Origin of the sequence: Cellulosimicrobium sp. NPDC057862 (assembly GCF_042797035.1) — a bacterium.
Taxonomy (GTDB): domain Bacteria; phylum Actinomycetota; class Actinomycetes; order Actinomycetales; family Cellulomonadaceae; genus Cellulosimicrobium.
In genome coordinates this window covers 459,681-480,231 of record NZ_JBHVMH010000001.1, presented here as the reverse complement: position 1 = coordinate 480,231, position 20,551 = coordinate 459,681, and the positions used below count along the sequence as shown (strand labels likewise).

At 74.6% G+C, this 20,551-nt stretch carries 19 protein-coding genes; 11 read left to right on the top strand and 8 right to left on the bottom strand.

Annotation, left to right across the window (positions count from 1 at the left end; translation table 11 throughout):
• Nucleotides 1-130: 130 nt before the first annotated feature.
• Complete coding sequence (locus ACFVN3_RS01995; protein ID WP_378230023.1) at nucleotides 131-952, bottom strand: alpha/beta fold hydrolase; 822 nt, start codon at nucleotides 950-952, stop codon at nucleotides 131-133.
• 125 nt (nucleotides 953-1,077) lie between these two features.
• Here ACFVN3_RS01995 and ACFVN3_RS01990 point away from each other — a divergent pair, with 125 nt between their 5' ends.
• Nucleotides 1,078-2,358, top strand: a complete 1,281-nt coding sequence (locus tag ACFVN3_RS01990; RefSeq protein ID WP_378230021.1) for an NYN domain-containing protein — start codon at nucleotides 1,078-1,080, stop codon at nucleotides 2,356-2,358.
• Here ACFVN3_RS01990 and ACFVN3_RS01985 read toward each other — a convergent pair.
• Nucleotides 2,355-3,197 (bottom strand): alpha/beta fold hydrolase, encoded by an 843-nt coding sequence (locus ACFVN3_RS01985; protein ID WP_378230019.1) that lies wholly within the window; start codon nucleotides 3,195-3,197, stop codon nucleotides 2,355-2,357. The two genes, ACFVN3_RS01990 and ACFVN3_RS01985, sit on opposite strands and share 4 nt — an antisense overlap.
• A 110-nt stretch (nucleotides 3,198-3,307) precedes the next feature.
• Here ACFVN3_RS01985 and ACFVN3_RS01980 point away from each other — a divergent pair, with 110 nt between their 5' ends.
• Nucleotides 3,308-3,877: a TetR/AcrR family transcriptional regulator gene (locus tag ACFVN3_RS01980; RefSeq protein ID WP_378230017.1), complete on the top strand. Its 570-nt coding sequence runs from the start codon at nucleotides 3,308-3,310 to the stop codon at nucleotides 3,875-3,877.
• Between the two features lie 240 nt (nucleotides 3,878-4,117).
• Nucleotides 4,118-5,434 carry a ricin-type beta-trefoil lectin domain protein gene (locus ACFVN3_RS01975; RefSeq protein WP_378230015.1) on the top strand — a complete coding sequence of 439 codons (1,317 nt, stop codon included), beginning with the start codon at nucleotides 4,118-4,120 and terminating at the stop codon, nucleotides 5,432-5,434.
• An 87-nt stretch (nucleotides 5,435-5,521) separates the two neighbouring features.
• On the opposite strand, the gene ACFVN3_RS01970 is transcribed toward ACFVN3_RS01975, so the two are convergent.
• Nucleotides 5,522-6,742, bottom strand: a complete 1,221-nt coding sequence (locus ACFVN3_RS01970; protein ID WP_378230013.1) for a cation:proton antiporter — start codon at nucleotides 6,740-6,742, stop codon at nucleotides 5,522-5,524.
• Nucleotides 6,743-6,976: 234 nt separating this feature from the next.
• On the opposite strand from ACFVN3_RS01970, the gene ACFVN3_RS01965 reads away from it, so the two are divergent.
• Entirely contained in the window at nucleotides 6,977-8,341 is a 1,365-nt protein-coding gene (locus ACFVN3_RS01965) for an 8-oxoguanine deaminase (RefSeq protein ID WP_378230011.1), read from the top strand.
• A gap of 48 nt (nucleotides 8,342-8,389) precedes the next feature.
• On the opposite strand, the gene ACFVN3_RS01960 is transcribed toward ACFVN3_RS01965, so the two are convergent.
• From ACFVN3_RS01960 to ACFVN3_RS01950, 3 genes are read right to left on the bottom strand one after another with little or no spacing between them, the layout of a single operon-like run.
• On the bottom strand, nucleotides 8,390-8,884 hold the full coding sequence (locus ACFVN3_RS01960; RefSeq protein WP_378230009.1) for a GNAT family N-acetyltransferase: 495 nt from the start codon (nucleotides 8,882-8,884) through the stop codon (nucleotides 8,390-8,392).
• 57 nt (nucleotides 8,885-8,941) lie between these two features.
• Nucleotides 8,942-9,856 (bottom strand): NADP-dependent oxidoreductase, encoded by a 915-nt coding sequence (locus ACFVN3_RS01955; protein WP_378230008.1) that lies wholly within the window; start codon nucleotides 9,854-9,856, stop codon nucleotides 8,942-8,944.
• A gap of 56 nt (nucleotides 9,857-9,912) precedes the next feature.
• Nucleotides 9,913-10,800 carry a sigma-70 family RNA polymerase sigma factor gene (locus ACFVN3_RS01950; protein WP_378230006.1) on the bottom strand — a complete coding sequence of 296 codons (888 nt, stop codon included), beginning with the start codon at nucleotides 10,798-10,800 and terminating at the stop codon, nucleotides 9,913-9,915.
• Between the two features lie 247 nt (nucleotides 10,801-11,047).
• On the opposite strand from ACFVN3_RS01950, the gene ACFVN3_RS01945 reads away from it, so the two are divergent.
• The 3 genes from ACFVN3_RS01945 (at nucleotide 11,048) to ACFVN3_RS01935 (ending at nucleotide 15,007) form a co-directional block, all read left to right on the top strand.
• Nucleotides 11,048-12,673, top strand: a complete 1,626-nt coding sequence (locus ACFVN3_RS01945) for a solute carrier family 23 protein (RefSeq protein WP_378230004.1) — start codon at nucleotides 11,048-11,050, stop codon at nucleotides 12,671-12,673.
• Nucleotides 12,674-12,818: 145 nt separating this feature from the next.
• Nucleotides 12,819-14,273: an amino acid permease gene (locus ACFVN3_RS01940; RefSeq protein WP_378230002.1), complete on the top strand. Its 1,455-nt coding sequence runs from the start codon at nucleotides 12,819-12,821 to the stop codon at nucleotides 14,271-14,273.
• A gap of 89 nt (nucleotides 14,274-14,362) precedes the next feature.
• A complete protein-coding gene (locus tag ACFVN3_RS01935) occupies nucleotides 14,363-15,007 on the top strand; it encodes a 1-acyl-sn-glycerol-3-phosphate acyltransferase (RefSeq protein WP_087470316.1) in 645 nt (214 codons plus the stop codon).
• A gap of 3 nt (nucleotides 15,008-15,010) precedes the next feature.
• On the opposite strand, the gene ACFVN3_RS01930 is transcribed toward ACFVN3_RS01935, so the two are convergent.
• Complete coding sequence (locus ACFVN3_RS01930) at nucleotides 15,011-15,754, bottom strand: ZIP family metal transporter (RefSeq protein ID WP_277514237.1); 744 nt, start codon at nucleotides 15,752-15,754, stop codon at nucleotides 15,011-15,013.
• A 111-nt stretch (nucleotides 15,755-15,865) separates the two neighbouring features.
• Here ACFVN3_RS01930 and ACFVN3_RS01925 point away from each other — a divergent pair, with 111 nt between their 5' ends.
• The 4 genes from ACFVN3_RS01925 to ACFVN3_RS01910 all read left to right on the top strand — a co-directional run bounded on the left by ACFVN3_RS01925 (nucleotide 15,866) and on the right by ACFVN3_RS01910 (nucleotide 19,583).
• Nucleotides 15,866-17,203, top strand: a complete 1,338-nt coding sequence (locus ACFVN3_RS01925; RefSeq protein ID WP_378230000.1) for a sensor histidine kinase — start codon at nucleotides 15,866-15,868, stop codon at nucleotides 17,201-17,203.
• A complete protein-coding gene (locus tag ACFVN3_RS01920) occupies nucleotides 17,200-17,850 on the top strand; it encodes a response regulator (protein ID WP_378229998.1) in 651 nt (216 codons plus the stop codon). Before ACFVN3_RS01925 ends, ACFVN3_RS01920 begins: the two co-directional genes overlap by 4 nt.
• A 56-nt stretch (nucleotides 17,851-17,906) precedes the next feature.
• Nucleotides 17,907-18,353 (top strand): hypothetical protein, encoded by a 447-nt coding sequence (locus ACFVN3_RS01915; RefSeq protein ID WP_378229996.1) that lies wholly within the window; start codon nucleotides 17,907-17,909, stop codon nucleotides 18,351-18,353.
• Nucleotides 18,354-18,425: 72 nt separating this feature from the next.
• On the top strand, nucleotides 18,426-19,583 hold the full coding sequence (locus ACFVN3_RS01910; protein ID WP_378229994.1) for a hypothetical protein: 1,158 nt from the start codon (nucleotides 18,426-18,428) through the stop codon (nucleotides 19,581-19,583).
• 87 nt (nucleotides 19,584-19,670) lie between these two features.
• Here ACFVN3_RS01910 and ACFVN3_RS01905 read toward each other — a convergent pair whose 3' ends face one another.
• Nucleotides 19,671-20,522 (bottom strand): hypothetical protein, encoded by an 852-nt coding sequence (locus ACFVN3_RS01905; protein WP_378229992.1) that lies wholly within the window; start codon nucleotides 20,520-20,522, stop codon nucleotides 19,671-19,673.
• Between the last annotated feature and the right edge of the window lie 29 nt (nucleotides 20,523-20,551).

The following is a 20,551-nucleotide window of genomic DNA, read 5'->3' as shown; positions in this document are numbered from 1 at the left end:
CGCCCGCCGAACCCGGGGATACCGCCGGACTCGAGGCCTGATCGGCCCACAACCCCGGGTTCGCCGGGGGGCGTCGGGGGCCGCCGGGGGCCGCCGGGGGCCGGCGGGGCCGTTGCGCGTGGGGGGCGGGTCAGGTGCCGGACGTCGCGTGGACGAACCGGACCAGCTCGTCCGCCATGGCTGCGGGCTCCCACGAGTGGTCCGCGCCCTCGACCTCCCGGAGCTCGCCGTGCGGCACGGCGGCGACGACCTTCTCCGCGGAGACGGGCATCACGGGGAACGTCGTCGTGCCGTAGGTCGCGAGCACCGGGACGTCGACGCGCGCGAGCGAGCCGTCCTCGAGCGCGGCGGTCGCCCACACGAGCGACCTCCCGTCGGCGCGCTGGCTGCGCGACCCGCGCGCCTGCTCCTCGAAGTCGGGGGAACGGCGCATGTCCTCGAGCCACTCGGGCGGCATGTCCTTCATGAACTGCTCGGTCGCACCGACGACGTCGCCCGCGTCGAGCCGGCGCTCGAACTCGTCGATCCACTCCGTCGTCGTGGCCAGGTCGTCGCCCAGCGGCGCCTCCCACAGCACGAGCCCCGTGACGGGCAGGCCCGCGTGCGCGGCCGCGAGGGAGATCGCGCACCCCGACGAGTGCCCGCACAGCACCGCGCCGCGCCCGGTCCCGCCGTCGGCCACGGAGATCGCCGCCGCGACCGCCGTGAGCTCGCGCTCGAGGTCGAGCACGCCGTCGGCCGGGCTCTCTCCGCGCCCGAGGCGGTCGAACACGACGGTCGTCACGCCGTGCTCGGAGACGCGCTCGGCGGTCTCGGTCGTCACCGGGTCGATCGCCCGGTACGGCCCCGCTCCCGCGACGAACACGAGGCCCGGACCCTCGCCGCGGAGGTCGTAGGCGACGGTGTCGCCCCGGCTGGTGGTGACCTGGCCCGTGGTGACGAGGTCGGTCATGGCTGCTCCTCCGGTTCGGGTGCGGCGGCCGACACGGCCTCCACGGGTGACGACCGGCAGGAAGCCCGGGACTCATCGACACCCTCGACGAGGCGGCACCGCGGGCAGCACCTAGGCTGGCGGGCATGGACACCGAGGAACGCCTGGCCGTCTTCATCGACTACGAGAACCTCGCGCTCGGGGCGCGCGAGCACCTGGGCGGCATGACGTTCGACTTCGGGCCGATCGCGGACGCGCTCGCCGTGCGCGGGCGTGTGGTCGTGCGGCGCGCGTACGCGGACTGGTCGTACTTCGACGAGGACCGGCGGTCGCTCACGCGGCACCAGGTCGAGCTCATCGAGATGCCGCAGCGCATGGGTGCGTCCCGGAAGAACGCCGCCGACATCAAGATGGTCGTCGACGCGATCGAGATGGCGTTCGAGCGCGACTACATCTCGACGTTCGTCATGTGCACGGGGGACAGCGACTTCTCCCCGCTCGTCCACAAGCTGCGCGAGCTGAACAAGCGCGTCATCGGCGTGGGCGTCGAGAAGTCGACGTCGCGGCTGCTGCCGCCCGCGTGCGACGAGTTCCTCTTCTACGACCGCCTCGAGGGCGTCGACGTGCCGGACGAGCCGGAGCCCCGGTCGGTCCGTGGCTCGCGCGCGTCCGGTGCGACGGCGTCGGGCGGTGCCAAGCCCAAGCGTTCCGGCGGGCGCACGTCCGGGCGGCGCAAGGCGACCGAGATCGCCGAGCCGGAGGTCGAGACGCCGGCCGCCGCGGCGCTCGCGGAGCTGGGCGAGGCGGTCGGGCGCACGACCCGCCGCGGCGAGCCCGTCGTGACGGAGAGCGACGAGGTCGACGTCACGACGACGCCGGTCACGGAGGCGCCCGAGGCAGCGGACGTGATCGAGCCCTCGGCGCCGGAGGCCGACGACGACGCGCCGTCCGGCGAGGACCTCCCGATGGAGGTGCGCGTCGCGCAGACGCTCGCGGACCTCGAGGCCTCGACGAGCGGGGCGGTGACCGCGTCCGTGCTCAAGCGCACGCTCCTGCGCAAGGACCCGACGTTCAGCGAGGCCGACTACGGGTTCCGCAACTTCGGCGAGTTCCTGCGGTTCCTCGCCGACCGCAGCTTCGTCGAGCTCGCGCCCGGGCCGGCGACGGGCGACCCGGAGGTGTCGCTGCCCGCGCAGGGCGACACCGACCAGGCGTTCGCGCTCGTCCGCGAGGTGGTCCGGGAGGAGGGTGGCTCGACCGTCCTGTCCGGGCTGAAGAACGCGATCCGCAAGAGGCGCCCCGACTTCAGCGAGAAGGCCCTCGGGTACCGCGGCTTCCTGCAGTTCTGCAAGGCGGCCCAGGCCGCCGGCGCCGTCGACCTGGCCTGGGACGACGACGCCGACGACTACCGCGTGTCGGTCGCCTAGCGCCCGACGAAGGCGAGCAGCGCCTCGTTGACCTCGGCCGCGTGCGTCACGAGGAGGCCGTGGGGCGCGCCCTCGACCTCGACGTACTCGGCGTCGGGGACCAGCGCGCGGAAGCGGCGCCCGGTCGCGTCGATCGGGAGGATGTTGTCCTTCGTGCCGTGGAGGATCAGCGTCGGCTTGCCGGCCGCGCGGACGGCCTCGACGTCGGCCCGGAAGTCCTCGATCCACGTGGGCACGACGGCGTACGCGGCGACGGGAGCGGACCCGATGGCGGTGATCCAGCTCGCCCGCACGGTGTCCTCGCTGATGCGCGTCCCGAGGTTCTCGTCGAGGTTGTAGAAGTTCTTGTAGAAGTCGGTGTACCAGGCGTACCGGTCGGCGCGGGCGGCGTCGACGATCCCGTCGAACACGGACTGCGGGACACCCTCGGGGTTGTCGTCGCGCTGGACGAGGAACGGCTCGAGCGACGCGAGGAACGCGAGCTTGGCGACGCGCTCGTGCCCGTGGTTGTGGACGTAGCGGGCGAGCTCGCCCGTGCCCATGGAGAACCCGACGAGGATCACGTCGCGCAGGTCGAGCGTCTCGAGGACGGTGTTCAGGTCGGCCGCGAACGTGTCGTAGTCGTACCCGCTGCCGACCTTGCTCGACGCGCCGAACCCGCGGCGGTCGTAGGTGATCACGCGGTGACCGGCGTCGATCAGCTCGCGCTTCTGGAGCTCCCAGCTGTGCCCGTCGAGGGGGTAGCCGTGGATGAGGACGACCGGCTGCCCGGCGCCCTGGTCCTCGTAGTAGAGCTCGATGTCGGTGGAGTTCTCCTGCCCGACGGTGATGTACCCCATGGTCGTGCTCCCTTCGTGGAGCGGGGAGAACGGTCGTTCTCTCCGTTGGTCGCTACACTAGAGAACGATGGTTCTCCCCGCAAGTGGTGCCACGTGAACAGGAGACGACGATGCTCGACGACGCGAGCGCACGCACGGCGGTCGTGGCTGCCGCCGACCGGCTGTTCTATGCGCGGGGCGTCCAGTCCGTGGGGATGGACGCCGTCCGTGCCGAGGCCGGGGTGTCGCTCAAGCGCATCTACTCCCTGTTCCCGTCCAAGGACGACCTCGTCGTCGCCGTGCTGCGGCACCGCACGGAGCAGTGGGACGCGGGGATCGCCCGCGCGGCGGCCGGAGCGACCACGCCCCGCGGCCGGCTCCTCGCCGTGTTCGACTTCCTCGACGCGTGGTTCCGCGAGGACGGGTTCCGCGGGTGCGCGTTCATCAACTCGTTCGGCGAGCTCGGCGCGACGTCGCCCGCCGTGGCCGCGGCCGTGCGCGAGCACAAGGAGTCGTTCCAGCGGTACGCGCGCGGCGTCGTGCGCGAGGCGGGTCTGCCCGACGACGTCGCGCTCCAGGTCGTGCTGCTCGCCGAGGGTGCGCAGACGACGGCGGCCATCACGCAGGACGTCGACGTCGCGCGCCAGGCCCGCCGGGCGGCCGAGGCGATCCTCGACGCGGCGGTCCCGGCGTCGGCCTGACGCCTCCCGCCTCTCGCGCCGTTCGTCGTCGGCGCTGCTCCCGCCCCGACTGCGGTGCGCGGCAGAAGTGGGAGCGATCCCACGACACGCCGAGAGAGCGCTTGCTCGGCGTCGTCCCGCCACCGTAGGTTCACGGACGGAGGGCCGAGGAACGGCCCCCGCCCGGTGCAGAGTCGCGCCGAGAGCACGTCGCGCACCGTGGCGAGACGCAGGCGGCCCCGCCGCCGGACTGGAGGATCGATGGACCTCGCACGTCAGCGCTCCCTGCCCACCCTGCCCAGCGCCCCACCCGGAACCCGGGCGCGCACGGCCGCCCGACGCCGCCGGGCCGCGGGCGCCGTCGTCGCGGCGGTCACCGCGGCCGCGGCGGTGCTCGCCGTGACCGTCCCGGTGACGTCGGCCGCCGCCGCGCCGGGTGACGTCATCTGGTCGGACGAGTTCGACGGCGCCGCCGGCTCGGCCCCGAGCTCTGCCCGCTGGAACCACGAGACCGGGGCCGGCGGCTGGGGCAACGCCGAGCTCCAGAACTACACGACGTCGCGCGCGAACTCGGCGCTCGACGGCCAGGGCCACCTCGTCATCACCGCGCGCCGCGAGGCCGACGGGTCGTACACGTCGGCGCGCATGACGACCCAGGGGAAGTACCAGCCGCAGTACGGGCGCGTCGAGGCACGCATCCAGATCCCGCGCGGCCAGGGCATCTGGCCGGCGTTCTGGATGCTCGGAGGAAACCTCCCCGGGGTGGGCTGGCCGACGTCGGGCGAGATCGACGTCATGGAGAACGTCGGCTTCGAGCCGCACCGCGTGCACGGCACGGTGCACGGACCGGGGTACTCGGGCGGCGCCGGCATCACGGGCATGTACCAGCACCCGCAGGGCTGGTCGTTCGCGGACGACTTCCACACCTTCGCCGTGGACTGGAAGCCCGGCGAGATCACGTGGTTCGTGGACGGCCAGCAGTTCCACCGCGTGACGCGCGCGAGCGTCGGCGCGAACGCGTGGGTGTTCGACCAGCCGTTCTTCCTCATCCTCAACGTCGCGGTCGGCGGGCAGTGGCCGGGGTACCCCGACGGCACGACGCAGCTCCCGCAGCAGATGAAGGTGGACTACGTCCGGGTCTACGACAACGGCTCGGGAACCTCCAACCCGAACCCCGGTGGCAGCCTCCCGACCGGGACCGGGACGATCCGGATCGCGAACGGGTACTGCCTCGACGTCCCGTGGGGTCAGACGCACGACGGGAACCGCGTGCAGATCGTCCCGTGCAACGGCAACGTCGCGCAGTCGTGGACGCGGGGGAGCGACGGGACGATCAGGGCGCTCGGCAAGTGCCTCGACGTGAGCGGCAGCGGCACGGCCAACGGGACGGTGGTCCAGCTCTGGACGTGCAACGGCACGAACGCGCAGAAGTGGGCCTACGACGCGGGGTCGAAGACGCTGCGCAACCCGCAGGCGGGCAGGTGCCTGGACGCCGAGGGCGGCAACCCGCTCCACGAGGGCCAGCGGTTCGTGATCTGGGACTGCCACGGGTCCACCAACCAGCAGTGGACGTTCTGACCCGTCCACAGCCGACGGATGCGTCCGTGTGCGAGCGCTGCGTCCCCGGACGCGTCTCTCGTGCACGGGCGCATCGCTCGGCCGGGCTCATCCGCCGGCGCGGTCATCAGCCGGGCCTTCCCCCGCCGGCGGGGCTGCGGTGTCGCCGGCCTCCGCGGGGCGCGGGCCGAGCCGGCTCGCGACCATCGGGAGCACGACCACGGACAGCACGCCCGCGCCCACGAGCGCCGCGCCGACGCGCGACGTCATCGCGCCCTGCTCGACCGCGATCTCCGTGAGCGCGACGAGCAGCGGCAGCGCCGTCGCGGCGTACAGCGCGGTCTGGACGCGCTCGACCGAGGGCAGCTCGCGCCGGAACCACAGCAGCACGGGCCCGCCCCGCACGACCACCATGAGCGCGAAGAACGTCAGCGGCAGCAGCGGCGACGCGACGATGGAGTCGATGTCCAGGCCCATCCCGGAGCTGACGAAGAACACGGGCACGAACACGCCCCAGGCGACCGCGTCGAGCTTCTTCTCGAGCGCCTCGACGTCGCCCGGCGCCCAGCGCCGCAGCACCATGCCGCCGACGAACGCACCGAGCACCGCATCGAACCCGAGCCCCGCGGCGAGCGCGAGCAGCGCGACGAGCAGCAGCACCGTGAGGCGCAGCGTGCTCTGGCCCGTCCCGTGCTCGGCCGCGCTGAAGAGGCGGTCGCCGCCGAGGGCCTTGATACGCCCCAGGCGGCCCGGGAGCGCGGACAGCGCGATCGCGACGACGGCGAACAGGACCAGCAGGATCGCCGCGACGCCGCTCTCGCGCGTGCCGAGCAGCACCGCCATCGCGACGATCGGCCCCAGCTCGCCGACCGCCCCGACCACGAGCACCGTGCGCCCGAGCCGCGAGCCGAGCTGACCGCCGTCGCGCAGGATCGGGAGCACGACGCCCAGCGCGGTGGTCGTGAGCGCGATCGCCCCGGCCGCCACCTTGTGCGGCGAGCCGTCGCCCACGACCACGAGGACCAGCACCGCGCCGACGACGAGCGACGTCAGCCACGCCGCGCCGGCGCGTCGCCCCACGCGCTCGCGCAGGAGGTTCGGCTCGAGCTCGTACCCGGCGAGGAGGAACAGGAAGCCCATGCCTAGGTCGGACAGGAGCGTGACGTCGTCGGGCGTCGCGAGGTCGAGCGCGGACGGCCCGATGAGGATGCCCCCGAGCAGCAGCACGACGACCTGCGGGACACGCGACCGCACCGGCATGAGGCCCGCGAGCAGCGGCGCGAGCAGCGCGACGACGAACACCGGGACGAGCGGGGCGTAGACGTTCACGGTCGGGTCTCCGGGTGTCGGCGGACGGCGGGTCCCAGGATCCCGCAGCGCCGCAGGTCGCGCGCGGCGGAGGCCGCGTCGTCGTCCGCCGGGGTTGACGGTCCGTCGCGGCCCGGCCTACGGTCGGCCCAGCCGCGGGTCCCGCGGCACCTGGATCGGCAGACAGGACCACTGAGCCGGCGCACCGTGGCGCCGGAGCCGCGCCCCGGTGAGCACGAGCCACCAGGAGGCACCATGACCAGCACCCGCACCTGGGTCCGCCACCCGCTCGGCGTCTTCACCGCGGACGACTCCCCGGACGCGCCCGACGCGCGCGGCGGCGTCGTCGTCGAGGACGGGGTGATCGCCGAGGTCGTCGCGGCGGGCGGGCAGCCGTCCGCCCCGGTCGACGAGACCTTCGACGCGTCGCAGCACGTGCTCACGCCCGGGCTGATCAACACGCACCACCACTTCTACCAGACGCTCACGCGCGCCTGGGGGCCGGTCGCCGACGCCCCGCTCTTCCCCTGGCTCCAGCGTCTCTACCCGGTGTGGGCGCGCCTGACCCCGCGGGACCACGAGCTCGCGACGACGGTCGCGCTCGCCGAGCTGCTGCTCTCCGGCTGCACGACGGCGGCCGACCACCACTACGTCTTCCCGGCCGGTCTGGACGACGCGATCGACCTCCAGGTCGCGGCGGTCCAGCGGCTCGGGATGCGCGCGACCCTCACGCGCGGGTCCATGACGCTCGGCCAGGACGACGGCGGCCTGCCGCCCCAGTCGGTCGTGCAGAGCCTGGACGTGATCCTCGCCGACTCGCAGCGCCTCGTGGAGCGCTACCACGAGCGGGGCGCCGGGGCGCAGGTCCAGATCGCGCTCGCGCCGTGCTCGCCGTTCTCGGTGACGACCGACGCGATGCGCGAGAGCGCGGCGCTCGCGGAGGACCTCGACGTCCGCCTGCACACGCACCTCGCCGAGACGATCGACGAGGAGGACTTCTGCCGCGAGCGCTTCGGGATGCGCACGGTCGACTACCTGGAGTCGGTGGGCTGGCTCACGGACCGCGCGTGGCTCGGCCACGGCATCCACTTCGACGACGAGGAGGTGCGCCGCCTCGGGGCCGCGGGCACCGGCGTCGCGCACTGCCCGACGTCGAACATGCGCCTCGCGTCCGGGATCGCGCGGGCCGTGGAGCTCGAGGACGCGGGCGCGCCCGTCGGGCTCGGGGTCGACGGCTCGGCGTCGAACGACGCGTCGACGATGATCCTCGAGGCGCGCCAGGCGCTCTACCTCCAGCGCCTCAAGTACGGCGCCGACATCCCCGTGACCCGCGCGCTCGGCTGGGGCACGCGCGGGTCCGCGCGGGTCCTGGGCCGGGACGACGTCGGCGTGCTCGCGGTGGGCAAGCAGGCGGACCTCGCGCTGTGGCGCCTCGACGAGCTGCGCTTCTCCGGCTCGCACGACCCGGTCGCCGCGCTCCTGCTGTGCGGGGCCGACCGCGCAGACCGCGTCATGGTCGGCGGCGAGTGGCGCGTGGTCGACGGCGCGATCCCGGGTCTCGACCTCGACGCCCTGGTCGCCGAGCACTCGGCGGCGGCCCGCCGCCTCGTCGCGGGCTGACCCGCGGCCGGGCGGGGACGTGCCCGGCCACCGCCGGCGCGTCCCCGCTCAGAGCTCGCGGTAGTAGTGGACGACGGGGAGGGCGGTGAAGCCGCTCGACTCGTACAGGGCGCGCGCGGCGTCGTGGCCCGGGTCGCCGCCGGTCCAGACGTTGGCGTACGCGCACCCGGCGTCGCGCAGGAGCTCCAGCGCGGCGTCCACGAGGAGCCGCCCGATGCCCTCGCCCTGCGCGTCGGGGTCGACGGCGATGATCTCGAGGTCGCCGGCGCGGGCTCCCTCGGCAGGGGGCTCGCCGATCACCGCGGTGGCGAACCCGACGACCTGGCCGGCCCGTTCCGCGACGACCGTCGTCGCGGGGTGCTTCTCGCACGCAGCGCGCACCTCCGTCTCCTGGCTGCGCCGCCAGTCGGGGTAGGCGAGCCCGTAGAGGCGCTCGCCGAGGAGGTCGCGCCACGAGGCGAAGGCGTCCTCCCACGCGCGCAGCGACAGGTCGGCGACGGCGTCGAGGTCCGTGGGGCGGTAGGGGCGGAGCGTGGTGGTCACCGCTGGAGGCTACGGAGTGCCGCAGGGGGGAGCCATCTCAATACCCCCGCGCGGTCCTCAGGCCACGGTGATGATCGTCTTCCCCGCGGTGCGGGCCGTGGGGTTGAACGCGTCGACGGCCTCGGCGAGGGGTCGGACGGTGCCGATGCGGGTGCGCAGCCGTCCCGCCCGGACGCGCGCCGCGAGCTCCACGAGCTGGGCGCGGTCGGCCTCGACGACGAAGAACACCGAGCGACCGTCGTCGGGCTGGCGCGCGGGCGGGGCGGCGATGGTGACGAGCGTGCCACCGGGCCGGACGAGGTCGGTGGAGCGGTTGCCGACCTCCCCGCCGATGACGTCGAAAACCAGGTCCACAGGGCCGACGGAGGCGAGGTCGTCGGCCTCGAGGTCGAGGAACTCGTGCGCCCCGTGGTCGAGCGCGACGGCCCGGTCCGCGGTACGCCCCGTCCCCACGACGTGCGCCCCGGCCTCCCGGGCGAGCTGCGCGACGACGGAGCCGACGCCGCCGGCCGCGCCGTGCACCAGGACGCTCTGCCCGGCCTCGAGGCGTCCGTGCTCGAAGAGGCCCTGCCAGGCCGTCAGGCCGGAGATCGGGAGGCTCGCGGCCGTGACGAAGTCGACGTCGGCGGGCAGCGGGGCGAGGTTGCGCGCCTCGACGGCGACGAGCTCGGCGAGCGTGCCGTCGCGGGTCCAGTCCGCGAGCCCGAACACGCGCTGGCCGACCGTGAGGCCGGTCGTGCCGTAGCCGAGGGCGGTGACGACCCCGGCGAGCTCGTGACCGGGGATGCTGGGGGTGCGGTCGTGCCCGGCGCGGTCGGTCCAGGTGCCGGGCCACGTCAGCTCTCCCGGGGTGAACCCGGACGCGTGGACGCGGACGACGACGTCGTTCTCCGAGGCGTGCGGCTCCGGCCGCTCGGTGAGCGTCATCCCGACGGTCCCGGCGTCGGGGTCGGTCACGGTGATGGCCTGCATGAAGGTCCTCCTGTTCGACGGTTCTCGTCACATGGACGACGCAGCCCCTCGCTCCGTCAGGTCTGCCGCCACAGGCGGAGCTTCTCCGGGTTCCACTGGACGAGGACCTCGTGCACCGTCCCCGCCCGGGCGACGAGCTCGACGACCCCGTTGGTCGCTCCGTCGCGGTCGAACGTGAGGACTGGATGGTCCCCGCCCCGGCCGACCACCAGCGTCGTCGGGTCCTGGCGCGCCAGCACGCCGATCACGAACCGCGCGACCTTGTCCGCTCCCCGCACGGGTCGCAGGGCGGCGCGGGCGAGGCCGCCGCCGTCGGACCGGAGCGTCACGTCGGGGTGCAGCAGCCGCACCAGCGCGCTGACGTCGCCCGTGACCGCGGCGTGCTGGAACGCCGCGGTGAGCGCGCGGCTCGGCACGCCGAGCGGACGGCCCTCGTCACGGACCCGGGCGCGCGCGGACGACGCGAGCTGCCGAACGGCTCCGGGCGAGCGGTCGAGCACGTCGGCGACGTCGGCGACCGGGAACGCGAAGACGTCGCGCAGCACGAAGGCGACCCGTTCCGACGGCGTCATCGACTCCATCACGGTCAGCAGCGCCATGCTCACGGAGTCGGACCGCACGGCGTGCTCCGCGGGATCGTCCTCCGGGGCCGGGCGGAGGCTGTAGCGCTCGTCCGGCACCGGCTCGGGCAGCCACGGGCCGACGTACAGGTCGTGCCGTCGGGACGCGCTCTTCAGGACGTCCAGGCACACCCGGCTGGTCGCCGTGGCGAACCACCCGGCCGGGCGGGCGACGGCCTCGCGCGCCGCGTCGTCGAGCCGGTACCAGCGGACGAACGCCTCCTGGACCGCGTCCTCGGCGTCCGCGACCGTCCCGAGCATCCGGAAGGCCAGCCCCACCAGGCGCCCGCGGTCCACGCCCGGGACCGGCGACTGCTGCGCCATGCCACCACCCGTCCTGAGCGTCGAGGCCTCGACCGGCGCGCCGACCGGCTCACCCGCCCGAACCTACTCCGTCCGGTGCGCGCGCCGTGGGCCGCGCAGCCGGGCCTGCCCGTCCGTCGCAGACCGGTCCGTCGTCCCAGGCCACGTGCGAGTTGCCGGGAGGGACTTGACACACGTCACACTTGGCGTTCGAATAGTGGAAGTAGTTTTCCGCCAAGCGGAACGATAGCTGACGAGGAGGTCCGCTATGAACGCGCGAGCCACGAGGGCCACGGACGGCGCCGAACGTCGTCCGGTACGCCCCGAGGACGAGCGGCTGCCCATCGGGTCGACGTTCGGGTACGGGTTCCAGCACGTGCTCACGATGTACGGCGGCATCATCGCCCCGCCGCTCATCGTGGGCGGCGCCGCCGGGCTGACCGGGGCCGAGATCGGGACGCTCGTCGCGGCGTCCCTCTTCATGGGCGGCCTCGCGACGATCCTGCAGACGCTCGGCATCCCCTTCTTCGGGTCGCAGCTCCCGCTCGTGCAGGGCGTGTCGTTCGCGGGCGTGTCGACCATGGTCGCGATCGTCAACGGCGGGGGAGGGATCCCGGGGGTGCTGGGCGCAGTGCTCGTCGCGTCGGCGGTCGGCCTGCTCATCACGCCGTTCTTCGCGCAGATCATCCGGTTCTTCCCCCCGGTCGTCACGGGCGTCGTCATCACGACGATCGGCCTGACGCTCATGCCCGTCGCGGCGAACTGGGCGATGGGCGGCAACGCCAGCGCGCCCGACTACGGCTCGGTGAGCAACATCGGCCTCGCCGCGCTGACGTTCGCGATCGTCATCCTGCTGTCCAAGGTCGGCAGCGGCACGATCTCGCGCCTGTCCATCCTCATCGCGATCGTCGTCGGCACCCTCATCGCCCTCGCGCTCGGCAAGGCGGACTTCTCCGGCGTCGGCGACGGCCCGGTCGCCGCGTTCCCGTCGTTCCTCGGCTTCGGCGCCCCGACGTTCGAGATCGCCGCGATCATCTCGATGCTCATCGTCATCCTCGTGACGCTCACCGAGACGACGGCGGACATCATCGCCGTGGGCGAGATCGTCGACACCAAGGTGGACCGCAAGCGCATCGCGAACGGTCTGCGCGCCGACATGGCGTCGTCCGTCGTCTCGCCGTTCTTCGGGTCGTTCACGCAGTCGGCGTTCGCGCAGAACGTCGGGCTCGTGGCCATCACGGGCGTGAAGTCGCGGTTCGTCGTGGCGGCGGGCGGTGCGATCCTCGTGGTCCTCGGCCTCCTGCCGGTCCTGGGGCGTGTCGTGGCCGCGGTGCCGACGCCGGTCCTCGGCGGCGCGGGCGTCGTGCTGTTCGGCTCCGTCGCCGCGTCGGGCATCCGCACGCTCGCGAAGGTCGACTACTCCCGGCCGATGAACCTCATCATCGTGGCGGCGTCGATCTCGTTCGGCATGATCCCCATCGCCAAGCCCGACTTCTACGACCAGTTCCCCACGTGGTTCGGCATCATCTTCCACTCGGGCATCAGCTCCGCCGCAGTCATGGCGATCCTGCTCAACCTGCTGTTCAACCACGTCAAGCTCGGCAACCCGCCCGACCCGTCCGTGTTCGCCGCGGGCGCGGAGCACGGTGCGAGCTCGGTGGACGAGGACGACCTCGACGACCTCGAGGACGACGGCGTCATCAACGGCTCGACGCGCCGCCCGGTCGCCGCCGACGCCGCACCCGCGGAGCACCCGGCGCCGAGCGACCCGCCGGTCGACGGGACGCCCGCCCCCGCGCCGGAGTCCGCCTCGACGGGGGGTGCGGCCGACGACGAGAGCACCGCGCCCCGGCACCACGCCGTCGCCCCGCTCCCGCGGACCGCGACCCCGTAGGCGCAGGCACAGCGTCGTGCCCGACGCCGCCCCGCACCCGAGCGACCCCCTCGCGCCGGGTGCGGGGCGCCGTCACGCCTGGGCCGTGTAGCGTCGTGGGTCGGCGTCGAGCACGACGCCGGCACCCCGACCGCAGGACCGCACCATGAGCACCCCCACGCCCGAGCCTCCGGCACCGACCGCGAGCCGGGCACCGGCCGAGAGCCCGACCTCCGACCACCTCGGCACCGGGCTGCGGACGCGGCACCTGACGATGATGGGGCTCGGCTCCGCGATCGGGGCGGGCCTGTTCCTCGGCTCGGGCGTCGGGATCGCGACCGCCGGTCCCGCCGTGCTCGTGTCGTACGCGATCGCGGGCGTCGTCGTCATCCTCGTCATGCGGATGCTCGCCGAGATGGCGAGCGCGCGGCCCGCGAGCGGGTCGTTCTCCGTCTACGCGGAGGAGGCGCTCGGCCCGTGGGCCGGGTTCCTGCTGGGCTGGCTCTACTGGTTCATGCTCGTCATGGTGCTCGGTGCGGAGATCACCGGTGCCGCGCGGATCGTCACCGGCTGGTACCCGGACGTGCCGCAGTGGGGCGTCGCGCTCGCCGTGGTCGTCGTGTTCGCGGTGATCAACTTGTGGGGCGTGCGGCAGTTCGGCGAGCTGGAGTTCTGGTTCGCGTTCGTCAAGGTCGCGGCGATCGTCGGCTTCCTCGTCGTCGGCGTCCTGCTCGTCCTCGGGCTGCTGCCGGGGACCGACCCCGTCGGCACGTCGAACCTCCTGGGTCACGGCGGCTTCGCGCCCGAGGGCTGGGGCGGGATCGCCGCGGGGCTGCTCGTCGTCGTCTTCGCGTTCGGCGGCATCGAGATCGTCACGATCGCGGCGGCGGAGGCGCGCGAGCCGCGCACCGCCGTCGCGCGCGCGACGCGCAGCATCGTGTGGCGGATCCTCGTGTTCTACCTGGGCTCGGTCGCGATCATGGTGCTCGTCCTGCCGTGGGACTCACCGCTGCTCGCGGAGAGCCCGTTCGTCGCGGTGCTCGACCTCGCCGGTCTCCAGGGCGCCGCGCGCGTCATGGAGGTGGTCGTGGTGATCGCGCTCCTGTCGGCCTTCAACGCGAACGTCTACGGCACGTCGCGCATGGCGTACTCGCTCGCCGGGCGCGGCGACGGGCCACGGGCCCTGCGGCGCGTGTCCGGCCGCGACGTGCCGTGGGTCTCGGTGCTCGTCTCGGTGTTCTTCGCGCTCGTGGCCGTCGGGCTCAACTGGCTCCTGCCCGAGGCGCTGCTCGGCATCCTGCTCAACGCGGTGGGGGCGGCGCTGCTGGTCGTGTGGGTGCTCGTGGCCGTGTCGCAGCTCCGGCTGCGCCGCCGGATCGAGGAGCAGGCACGCGCGTCGGGCGAGCCCATGACGCTGCGCATGTGGGGCTTCCCGTGGCTCACCTGGGCCGTGCTCGCGGGTCTCGCGGCGCTGGCCGTCCTCATGCTGACCGACGCCGCCGCGCGCGCCCAGCTCCTGTCCACCGTCGGCCTCGTGGTCGTCATCCTGGCCCTCTACGCGGTGACGCGCGGCGGCCGCGCGCGCCGCGTCGCGGGTGCGGGGGCGCGCGCGGACGCGTGAACCGGGGGTGACGCGAGGTGACCTGCGGGGACACCGGCGTCGAACACCGCGTGCACGGACGTGCGCCGACCACGGTGCACAATGAACGGATGACCTACCGCGTCCTGAGGCTCATCCTGTCGCTGCTCGCCTACGTGCTGCTGCGGCCACAGGTGACCGGACGCAACAACATCCCGCGCAACGGGGCGGTCATCCTCGCGAGCAACCACCTGTCGTTCATCGACTCGATCCTCATCCCGATCGTCGCGCCGCGGCACGTCACGTTCCTCGCCAAGGCCGAGTACTTCACCGGCCGCGGGCTCAAGGGCCGCCTGTCGCGCTGGTTCTTCACGACGATCGGCATGATCCCCGTCCAGCGCGACGACCCGCGCGCCGGGCAGCGCTCGCTCGAGGACGCGCTCGAGGTGCTCCAGCGCGGCGGCGCGTTCGGCATCTACCCCGAGGGCACGCGCTCGCGCGACGGCAAGCTGCACGCGGGCCGCACCGGCGTGGCGTGGCTGGCGCTCGCCGGGCACGCCCCGGTCGTCCCCGTCGCCGTGCGCGGCACGGACAAGGTCCAGCCCATCGGCAAGCGGATCCCACGCCTGCACCGCGTCCAGGTGCACTTCGGCAAGCCCATCGACCCGCAGCGCCAGATCACGGCGGGCACCAAGCCCGCGCAGGCGCGGCGCGAGCTCACGGACGAGGTCATGGCGTCGATCCACCGCATGAGCGGCCAGGACCTCGCGGCCTGACGCTCAGAGCGAGCTCAGCCCGAACGCCGTCGCGAAGCCCAGCACCGTGACGAGCCCGGTGACCGGGCCGCCGAACTCCGTCGCCTCCGGGATCATCGTGTCGACGAGCATGGTGAGGAGTGCCCCCGCGGCGAACGCCTGCGTGATCGCCACGACCGCGGGCGACGCGCCGTCGAGCGCGACGTAGCCGATCCCGGCCGCGAGCGCCGAGACCAGGGTCGTCGACCCCCACAGCACCCAGAGCCGCGAGGGCTTCGTGCCCGCCTTGAGCAGGCCCGACGTCGCGGACATCGCCTCGGGCAGGTTCGAGACGAACACGGCGGCGAGCATCGCGACGCTGACGCCGCCGCCCCCGATGAGGGTCGCGCCGAGCACGACGGACTCGGGGATGCCGTCGAGCACCGTGCCGAGCGCGATCGCGGCGCCGCCCGTCCCGCCCGCGGCCTGGACGGACTCCGCCTGCACGCCCGTGGACCGCTTGCGGCCCTCGCCGCCCATCCGGTCGATGATCCGGTCGCCGACGAAGAACGTCAGCGCGCCGCCCGCGAGGCCGGCGAGCAGCACGAGGCCGCTCGCGTGCGTGGACGCGTCCTCCACGAGGTCGTACGCGACCGCGCTGATGAGCACGCCCGACCCGAACGCCATGATGAGCCCGACGAGCCGCTGGCCCGGCGGCCGCCAGAAGACCAGCGCCGCGCCGAGGAGCAGCGACGACGCCCCCACGAGGCCCCACCAGAAGCCGATCATGGGCCCATTGGACCAGCGGCCGGCCGGGACCGCGCGGGGACGGGCGGTCGGCTCGCGCGGCTCCCCCGGCCGGGGGAGGCGCGCCCTGCCCGGTCCCGCGAGACTGGGGCCATGACGCCCGACGACGCCCGCCCGACCCGTGCGGCGACCGCGCCGGGCCGGGGCGGGTGGGGACGGGTCGTCGCACCGCTGCGCAGCGCGGGCACGGTCCGGGCCGGGGTCTACCTCGTGGTCGGGGGCGTGGTCGCCGGCGCGTACGTGACGCTGGTCGCCGGGTTCGTGCAGATGTTCGCCTCGCTGGAGACGCCGCGCGTCGCGACCCTCGTCCTCGCGCTCGTCTCCGCGGTCCTCGTGAGCACGCCGCCGTTCCTCGCGCCCGTCCGTGCGCTCGAGATCGCGGCCGTGCGGACGTTCCTCGACGTCGACGTGCCCGTCCCCGGGGCGTCCCCGCCCGGCGCGGCGACACGCTGGCGCGCCGCCGCCTGGTACGGGCTGCACCTCGCGCTCGGCGCCACGGTGCTCGTGGTGGTGCTGTTCCTCGTCCCGGTCGCGACGCAGCTCGTCCTCTCGGCGACGGGCGTCGAGCCGGTGCTCCTCACCGACTGGCGGCCGTGGGAGGCGCTGCCCGCGTGGACGTGGCTGGTCACCGCGGTGCTCGCGCTCCTGGCCGTCCCGTACGCCGTCGCGCTCGCGCGCGCGGTGCTGCGCCAGGCGGCCCTCCCGTTGCTCGGGCCCGACCAGACGGAGCGCATCGCGGAGCTCGAGGCCGCAGCGGACCGCTCCGCCGAGCGCGGTCGGCTCGCGCGCGAGCTCCACGACTCGGTGGGCCACGCCCTGACCGTCACGACCCTCCAGGCCGCCGCGGCCGCCCGCCTCCTCGACGCCGACCACGCCGCCGCACGTGCCGCGCTCGCCGCGATCGAGGAGACGGGCCGCACCGCCATGGCGGACCTCGACCACGTCCTCGGGCTGCTCCGCGCGGAGGCGTCGCCGGCCGGGGCGGGCGGACCGCGCGCGCCCGTGCGCAGCCCGGCGCGCACGCTCGCCGACCTCGACGCCCTGCTCGACGACGCACGCCGGACGGGAGTCGACGTGCGCCTCGCTCGGAACGACGTCTCGCTGCCGGACGTGCCGCGCGCGGTGTCGCAGGAGGCGTACCGCGTCGTCCAGGAGGCGATCACGAACGCGCTCCGCCACGCCCCGGGCGGACCGGTCGCCGTCGCTGTCGGGCGGGGACCGGGCGGCGCGCTCGCCGTCGAGGTGCGCAACCGGCTCGGGCCGGGCACGCGCCGTCGGGCACCTGACGGTCCCGCCCGTGAGGGCCGCGGACTCGCGGGCATGCGGGAGCGGGCCCGCCTGCTGCGCGGAGAGGTGTCGGCGGGTCCCGTGCCCGACGGCGGCGCGTGGGTCGTGCGCGCGACGTTCCCGCTGGCAGGATCGGGCGGATGACGGACGAGACGACGCGCGTGGTGCTCGTGGACGACGAGCCGCTCGTCCGCGCGGGGCTGCGCGTCATCCTCGGCGCGGAGCCTGACCTCGAGGTCGTCGGCGAGGCGGGGGACGGGGCGGAGGTGCCGGGGGTCGTCGCGCGGGCGCGCCCCGACGTCGTGCTCATGGACGTGCGCATGCCGCGCGTCGACGGCATCGCGGCGACGCGTGCCCTCGTCGCGCGCGACGACGCGCCGCGCGTGCTGGTCCTCACGACGTTCGAGAACGACGACCACGTGCTCGACGCGCTGCGGGCGGGCGCGCACGGGTTCCTGCTCAAGCGTGCGCGGCCCGAGGAGGTCGCGCAGGCCGTGCGGGTCGTGGCGCGCGGCGAGTCGCTCCTGTTCCCGGACGCGGTGCGACGGCTCGCGACGGCGCGACCGCCCGCGGGCGACGAGCTGCGCGCCGCGCACCTCACGGAGCGCGAGGGCGAGGTGCTGCGCCTCGTCGCACGGGGGCTCTCGAACGCGGAGATCGCGGGCGAGCTCTACCTCGGTGTCGAGACGGTGCGCACGCACGTGGGCAACGTGCTCGCCAAGCTCGGCGTGCGCGACCGCACGCAGGCCGTCGTGCGCGCCTACGAGTCGGGTTTCGTGCGGGCTGGGTGACGGCCGGGCTGCCGCGCAGCGCTGCGGGTGCCTCGGCCCGGTGCGACGATCGCGCCATGGACCTCTCCGTGCTCACCCGCCCCGCACCGCCCGTCCCGCCCGTCGCGACGCTCGCCCGCGTCGCCCTCGGGCTCGCCCTGGTGGGTGCGGGCGTCAGTCACCTCACGGTCGCGCGGGAGGAGTTCCAGGCCCAGGTGCCGTCCTGGTTCCCTGTCGACGAGGACGTGACGGTCCTCGCCTCCGGCGCCGTCGAGATCGCGCTGGGCGGCTCGCTCGTCGTGCTGTCCCGCCGGCGGGTCGCGGTGGGCCTGGTCGCCGCAGCGTTCTTCGTCGTGATCTTCCCGGGCAACGTCGGCCAGTGGCTCGAGGGCAAGGACGGGTTCGGCCTGGACACCGACGCCAAGCGGTTCGTCCGCCTGTTCTTCCAGCCGGTCCTCGTGGCGTGGGCGCTGTGGTCCACGGGCGCGCTGCGGGCACTGCGTCGCGGGCCCGCGCGCGACTGATCCCCCGCGCGGGGGAGCGGCGTCGTCGCCACGGGGGATCCGGCACGCGACGGCGGACGCGAGGGTCGAGTCATGAGCACACGAACCCCGTCCCCGTCCTCTGCTGCACCTTCCGGCCCGCGCACGGTCGCCGTCGGGTCCCTCGCCGGAGCGCCACCTGGTCCCGGGGCGCATGCCGCCCGTGGCCGGTGGATCGCCCCGACCGCCGCGGCGTGGTGGGCGGTCGGGGGAGTCGCGGCCCTCGTCGTCACCCTGACGGGCGGCACCCTCGCGGTGGGCGACGCGAACGACCTGTCGTTCGGCGCCCTGAGCGGGGTCGCGGGGGCGACGCTCACGCCCTGGGTCGCGGTCCTCGCCCTCGTCGGCGCGGCGACCGCGCTCCGGGCGTGGCTCGGCGGTCGGCACGGACCCGTCGCCCGGGCCGACCGCGCGCTGACCGTCGCGGCGACCGCCCTCGTCGCGGCCGGGGTCCTCGCCCTCACCGACGCGTCGATCCTGGCGCGGCTCGGGTATCTGCCGGTCACGCTCGTCATGGCGCCGTTCGACCCCGTGATCCGGGCGGCGTTCGAGGACTTCCTCGGCGCCGGCCCGCTCACGCAGCTCGCGCTCCTGGCCGGTGGCGCCCTGCTCGTCGCCTCGACGTGGCGGTTCGTGCGCCGCGGGGTCGGCGCGTGCGCGTCGTGCGGGCGGCGGCACGACGGCCGCGACCCCGCCTGGACGACACCCGCCGCCGCGGCGCGCTGGGGCCGGACGGCCGCGCTCGTCGCCGCCGCGATCCCGACGTTCTACGCGGTGACGCGCATCGCGTGGGTCCTCGGCATCCCGCTCGGCTTCTCGGCGGAGAACGTCGCCGACCTCGCGGGGAAGGACGGTCTGGTCGCGGCGCTCGGGCTGGGCGGCTTCGCGCTCGTGGGCGCCGTGCTCACCCTGGGCCTGTTCCAGCGCTGGGGCGAGGTCTTCCCCCGGTGGATGGTCGGGCTCGCGGGTCGCAGGGTCCCCGTCGGGCTGGCGGTCGTCCCCGCGACGATCGTGGCGGTCGCGGTGCTCCCCGCGGGGCTCTCGCTCATCGTCATCGGGCTCGGCGAGAGCCGCCTGGCGCTCACCGCGGACTCGTGGGGCGCCGTCGGACCGACGTTCCTGTGGCCGGTGTGGTCCCTCGCCCTGGGCGCGGCGACCTACGCCTACTGGCTCCGCCGCCGCGGCACGTGCCGCGCGTGCGGCCGCGGGTGATGGCCGAGCACGCCACCGCGCGCGGTCGAGCACGACAAGAGGGTCGCTGTCCGACGGATGACGACCCTCGTGTCGTGCTCGGCGGGGTCACTGGGGCTCGACCGGGCCGTCCTGGCCGGCGACGAGATCGCCGCAGCTGGTCTCCTGCGCGGTCGTGACCACCGGGTCGTCCGCGCCGGCGTCCTGCGCGACCGTCTCCTCCTCGCCGTTCGTCGCCGTCTGCGCGCCCGCGTCCAGGTCGACGAAGGTGCGCGACACGGTGAAGGACGTGCCGTCGTCGGACACGGCGTTCAGGCCCGCGAGGTGCAGCTCCCCGTCGACCTCGGTGCAGCCGACGCCCGTGCCGAACCCGGTGAAGCCCTTGTCGAACGTGTACTGCTCGCCCTGGGCGTTCTGCGTCGGCGTGACGGCGCAGTCGGCGGCGGAGAACAGCAGGACCTCGCGCCCGGTGTCGACGAGCGCGATCGGCGCGGTGGCGTCGCCCGCGGCGACGAGCTGGACGATCGCGCTCGCCGCGACCGGGCTCGCGGACTCGATCGGCGCGGAGAACGTCGCGCCCGACGCGGTCGTGATCCCGAACGCGCGGTCCGCGCCGCCGGTCAGCCACGCGGTGTCCGGGCGGCCGTCGCCGTCCACGTCGACGATCTCGTGCGTGCCCGCCCCCGCGGGGACGCCGTCGCCCGCCGCGGGGCACCCCTCGGCGGCGGGCGTCGACGTGTCGTCGGTGGGCGTGCCCGTGTCCGTCGGCGACGGGTTCGGGGACTCCGTCGCCGTCGGGGTCTCCGCCGCGGGCGCGTCGTCCGCCGGGCGGTTGACGAGCCACACGACCAGGGCGATCACCAGCACCGCGACGATCGTGAGCACGATCCACGGCCAGGTGCGCCGCGGCTGCTCGGGCTCAGGGTCGGGCGTGGGGAAGGGCAGCTCCGGCGTCGTCATTCCCTCAGGCAATCACCCGCGACGACGTG

Excerpts from the sequence above, each read along its gene's own strand:
- ACFVN3_RS01930 (WP_277514237.1), bottom strand. The coding sequence starts at position 15,754 with ATGATCGGCTTCTGGTGGGGCCTCGTGGGGGCGTCGTCGCTGCTCCTC.
- ACFVN3_RS01980 (WP_378230017.1), top strand. The coding sequence starts at position 3,308 with ATGCTCGACGACGCGAGCGCACGCACGGCGGTCGTGGCTGCCGCCGAC.
- ACFVN3_RS01915 (WP_378229996.1), top strand. The coding sequence starts at position 17,907 with ATGGACCTCTCCGTGCTCACCCGCCCCGCACCGCCCGTCCCGCCCGTC.
- ACFVN3_RS01910 (WP_378229994.1), top strand. The coding sequence starts at position 18,426 with ATGAGCACACGAACCCCGTCCCCGTCCTCTGCTGCACCTTCCGGCCCG.
- ACFVN3_RS01955 (WP_378230008.1), bottom strand. The coding sequence starts at position 9,856 with ATGCAGGCCATCACCGTGACCGACCCCGACGCCGGGACCGTCGGGATG.
- ACFVN3_RS01950 (WP_378230006.1), bottom strand. The coding sequence starts at position 10,800 with ATGGCGCAGCAGTCGCCGGTCCCGGGCGTGGACCGCGGGCGCCTGGTG.
- ACFVN3_RS01905 (WP_378229992.1), bottom strand. The coding sequence starts at position 20,522 with ATGACGACGCCGGAGCTGCCCTTCCCCACGCCCGACCCTGAGCCCGAG.
- ACFVN3_RS01965 (WP_378230011.1), top strand. The coding sequence starts at position 6,977 with ATGACCAGCACCCGCACCTGGGTCCGCCACCCGCTCGGCGTCTTCACC.
- ACFVN3_RS01920 (WP_378229998.1), top strand. The coding sequence starts at position 17,200 with ATGACGGACGAGACGACGCGCGTGGTGCTCGTGGACGACGAGCCGCTC.
- ACFVN3_RS01925 (WP_378230000.1), top strand. The coding sequence starts at position 15,866 with ATGACGCCCGACGACGCCCGCCCGACCCGTGCGGCGACCGCGCCGGGC.
- ACFVN3_RS01940 (WP_378230002.1), top strand. The coding sequence starts at position 12,819 with ATGAGCACCCCCACGCCCGAGCCTCCGGCACCGACCGCGAGCCGGGCA.
- ACFVN3_RS01945 (WP_378230004.1), top strand. The coding sequence starts at position 11,048 with ATGAACGCGCGAGCCACGAGGGCCACGGACGGCGCCGAACGTCGTCCG.
- ACFVN3_RS01990 (WP_378230021.1), top strand. The coding sequence starts at position 1,078 with ATGGACACCGAGGAACGCCTGGCCGTCTTCATCGACTACGAGAACCTC.
- ACFVN3_RS01975 (WP_378230015.1), top strand. The coding sequence starts at position 4,118 with ATGGACCTCGCACGTCAGCGCTCCCTGCCCACCCTGCCCAGCGCCCCA.
- ACFVN3_RS01985 (WP_378230019.1), bottom strand. The coding sequence starts at position 3,197 with ATGGGGTACATCACCGTCGGGCAGGAGAACTCCACCGACATCGAGCTC.
- ACFVN3_RS01935 (WP_087470316.1), top strand. The coding sequence starts at position 14,363 with ATGACCTACCGCGTCCTGAGGCTCATCCTGTCGCTGCTCGCCTACGTG.
- ACFVN3_RS01995 (WP_378230023.1), bottom strand. The coding sequence starts at position 952 with ATGACCGACCTCGTCACCACGGGCCAGGTCACCACCAGCCGGGGCGAC.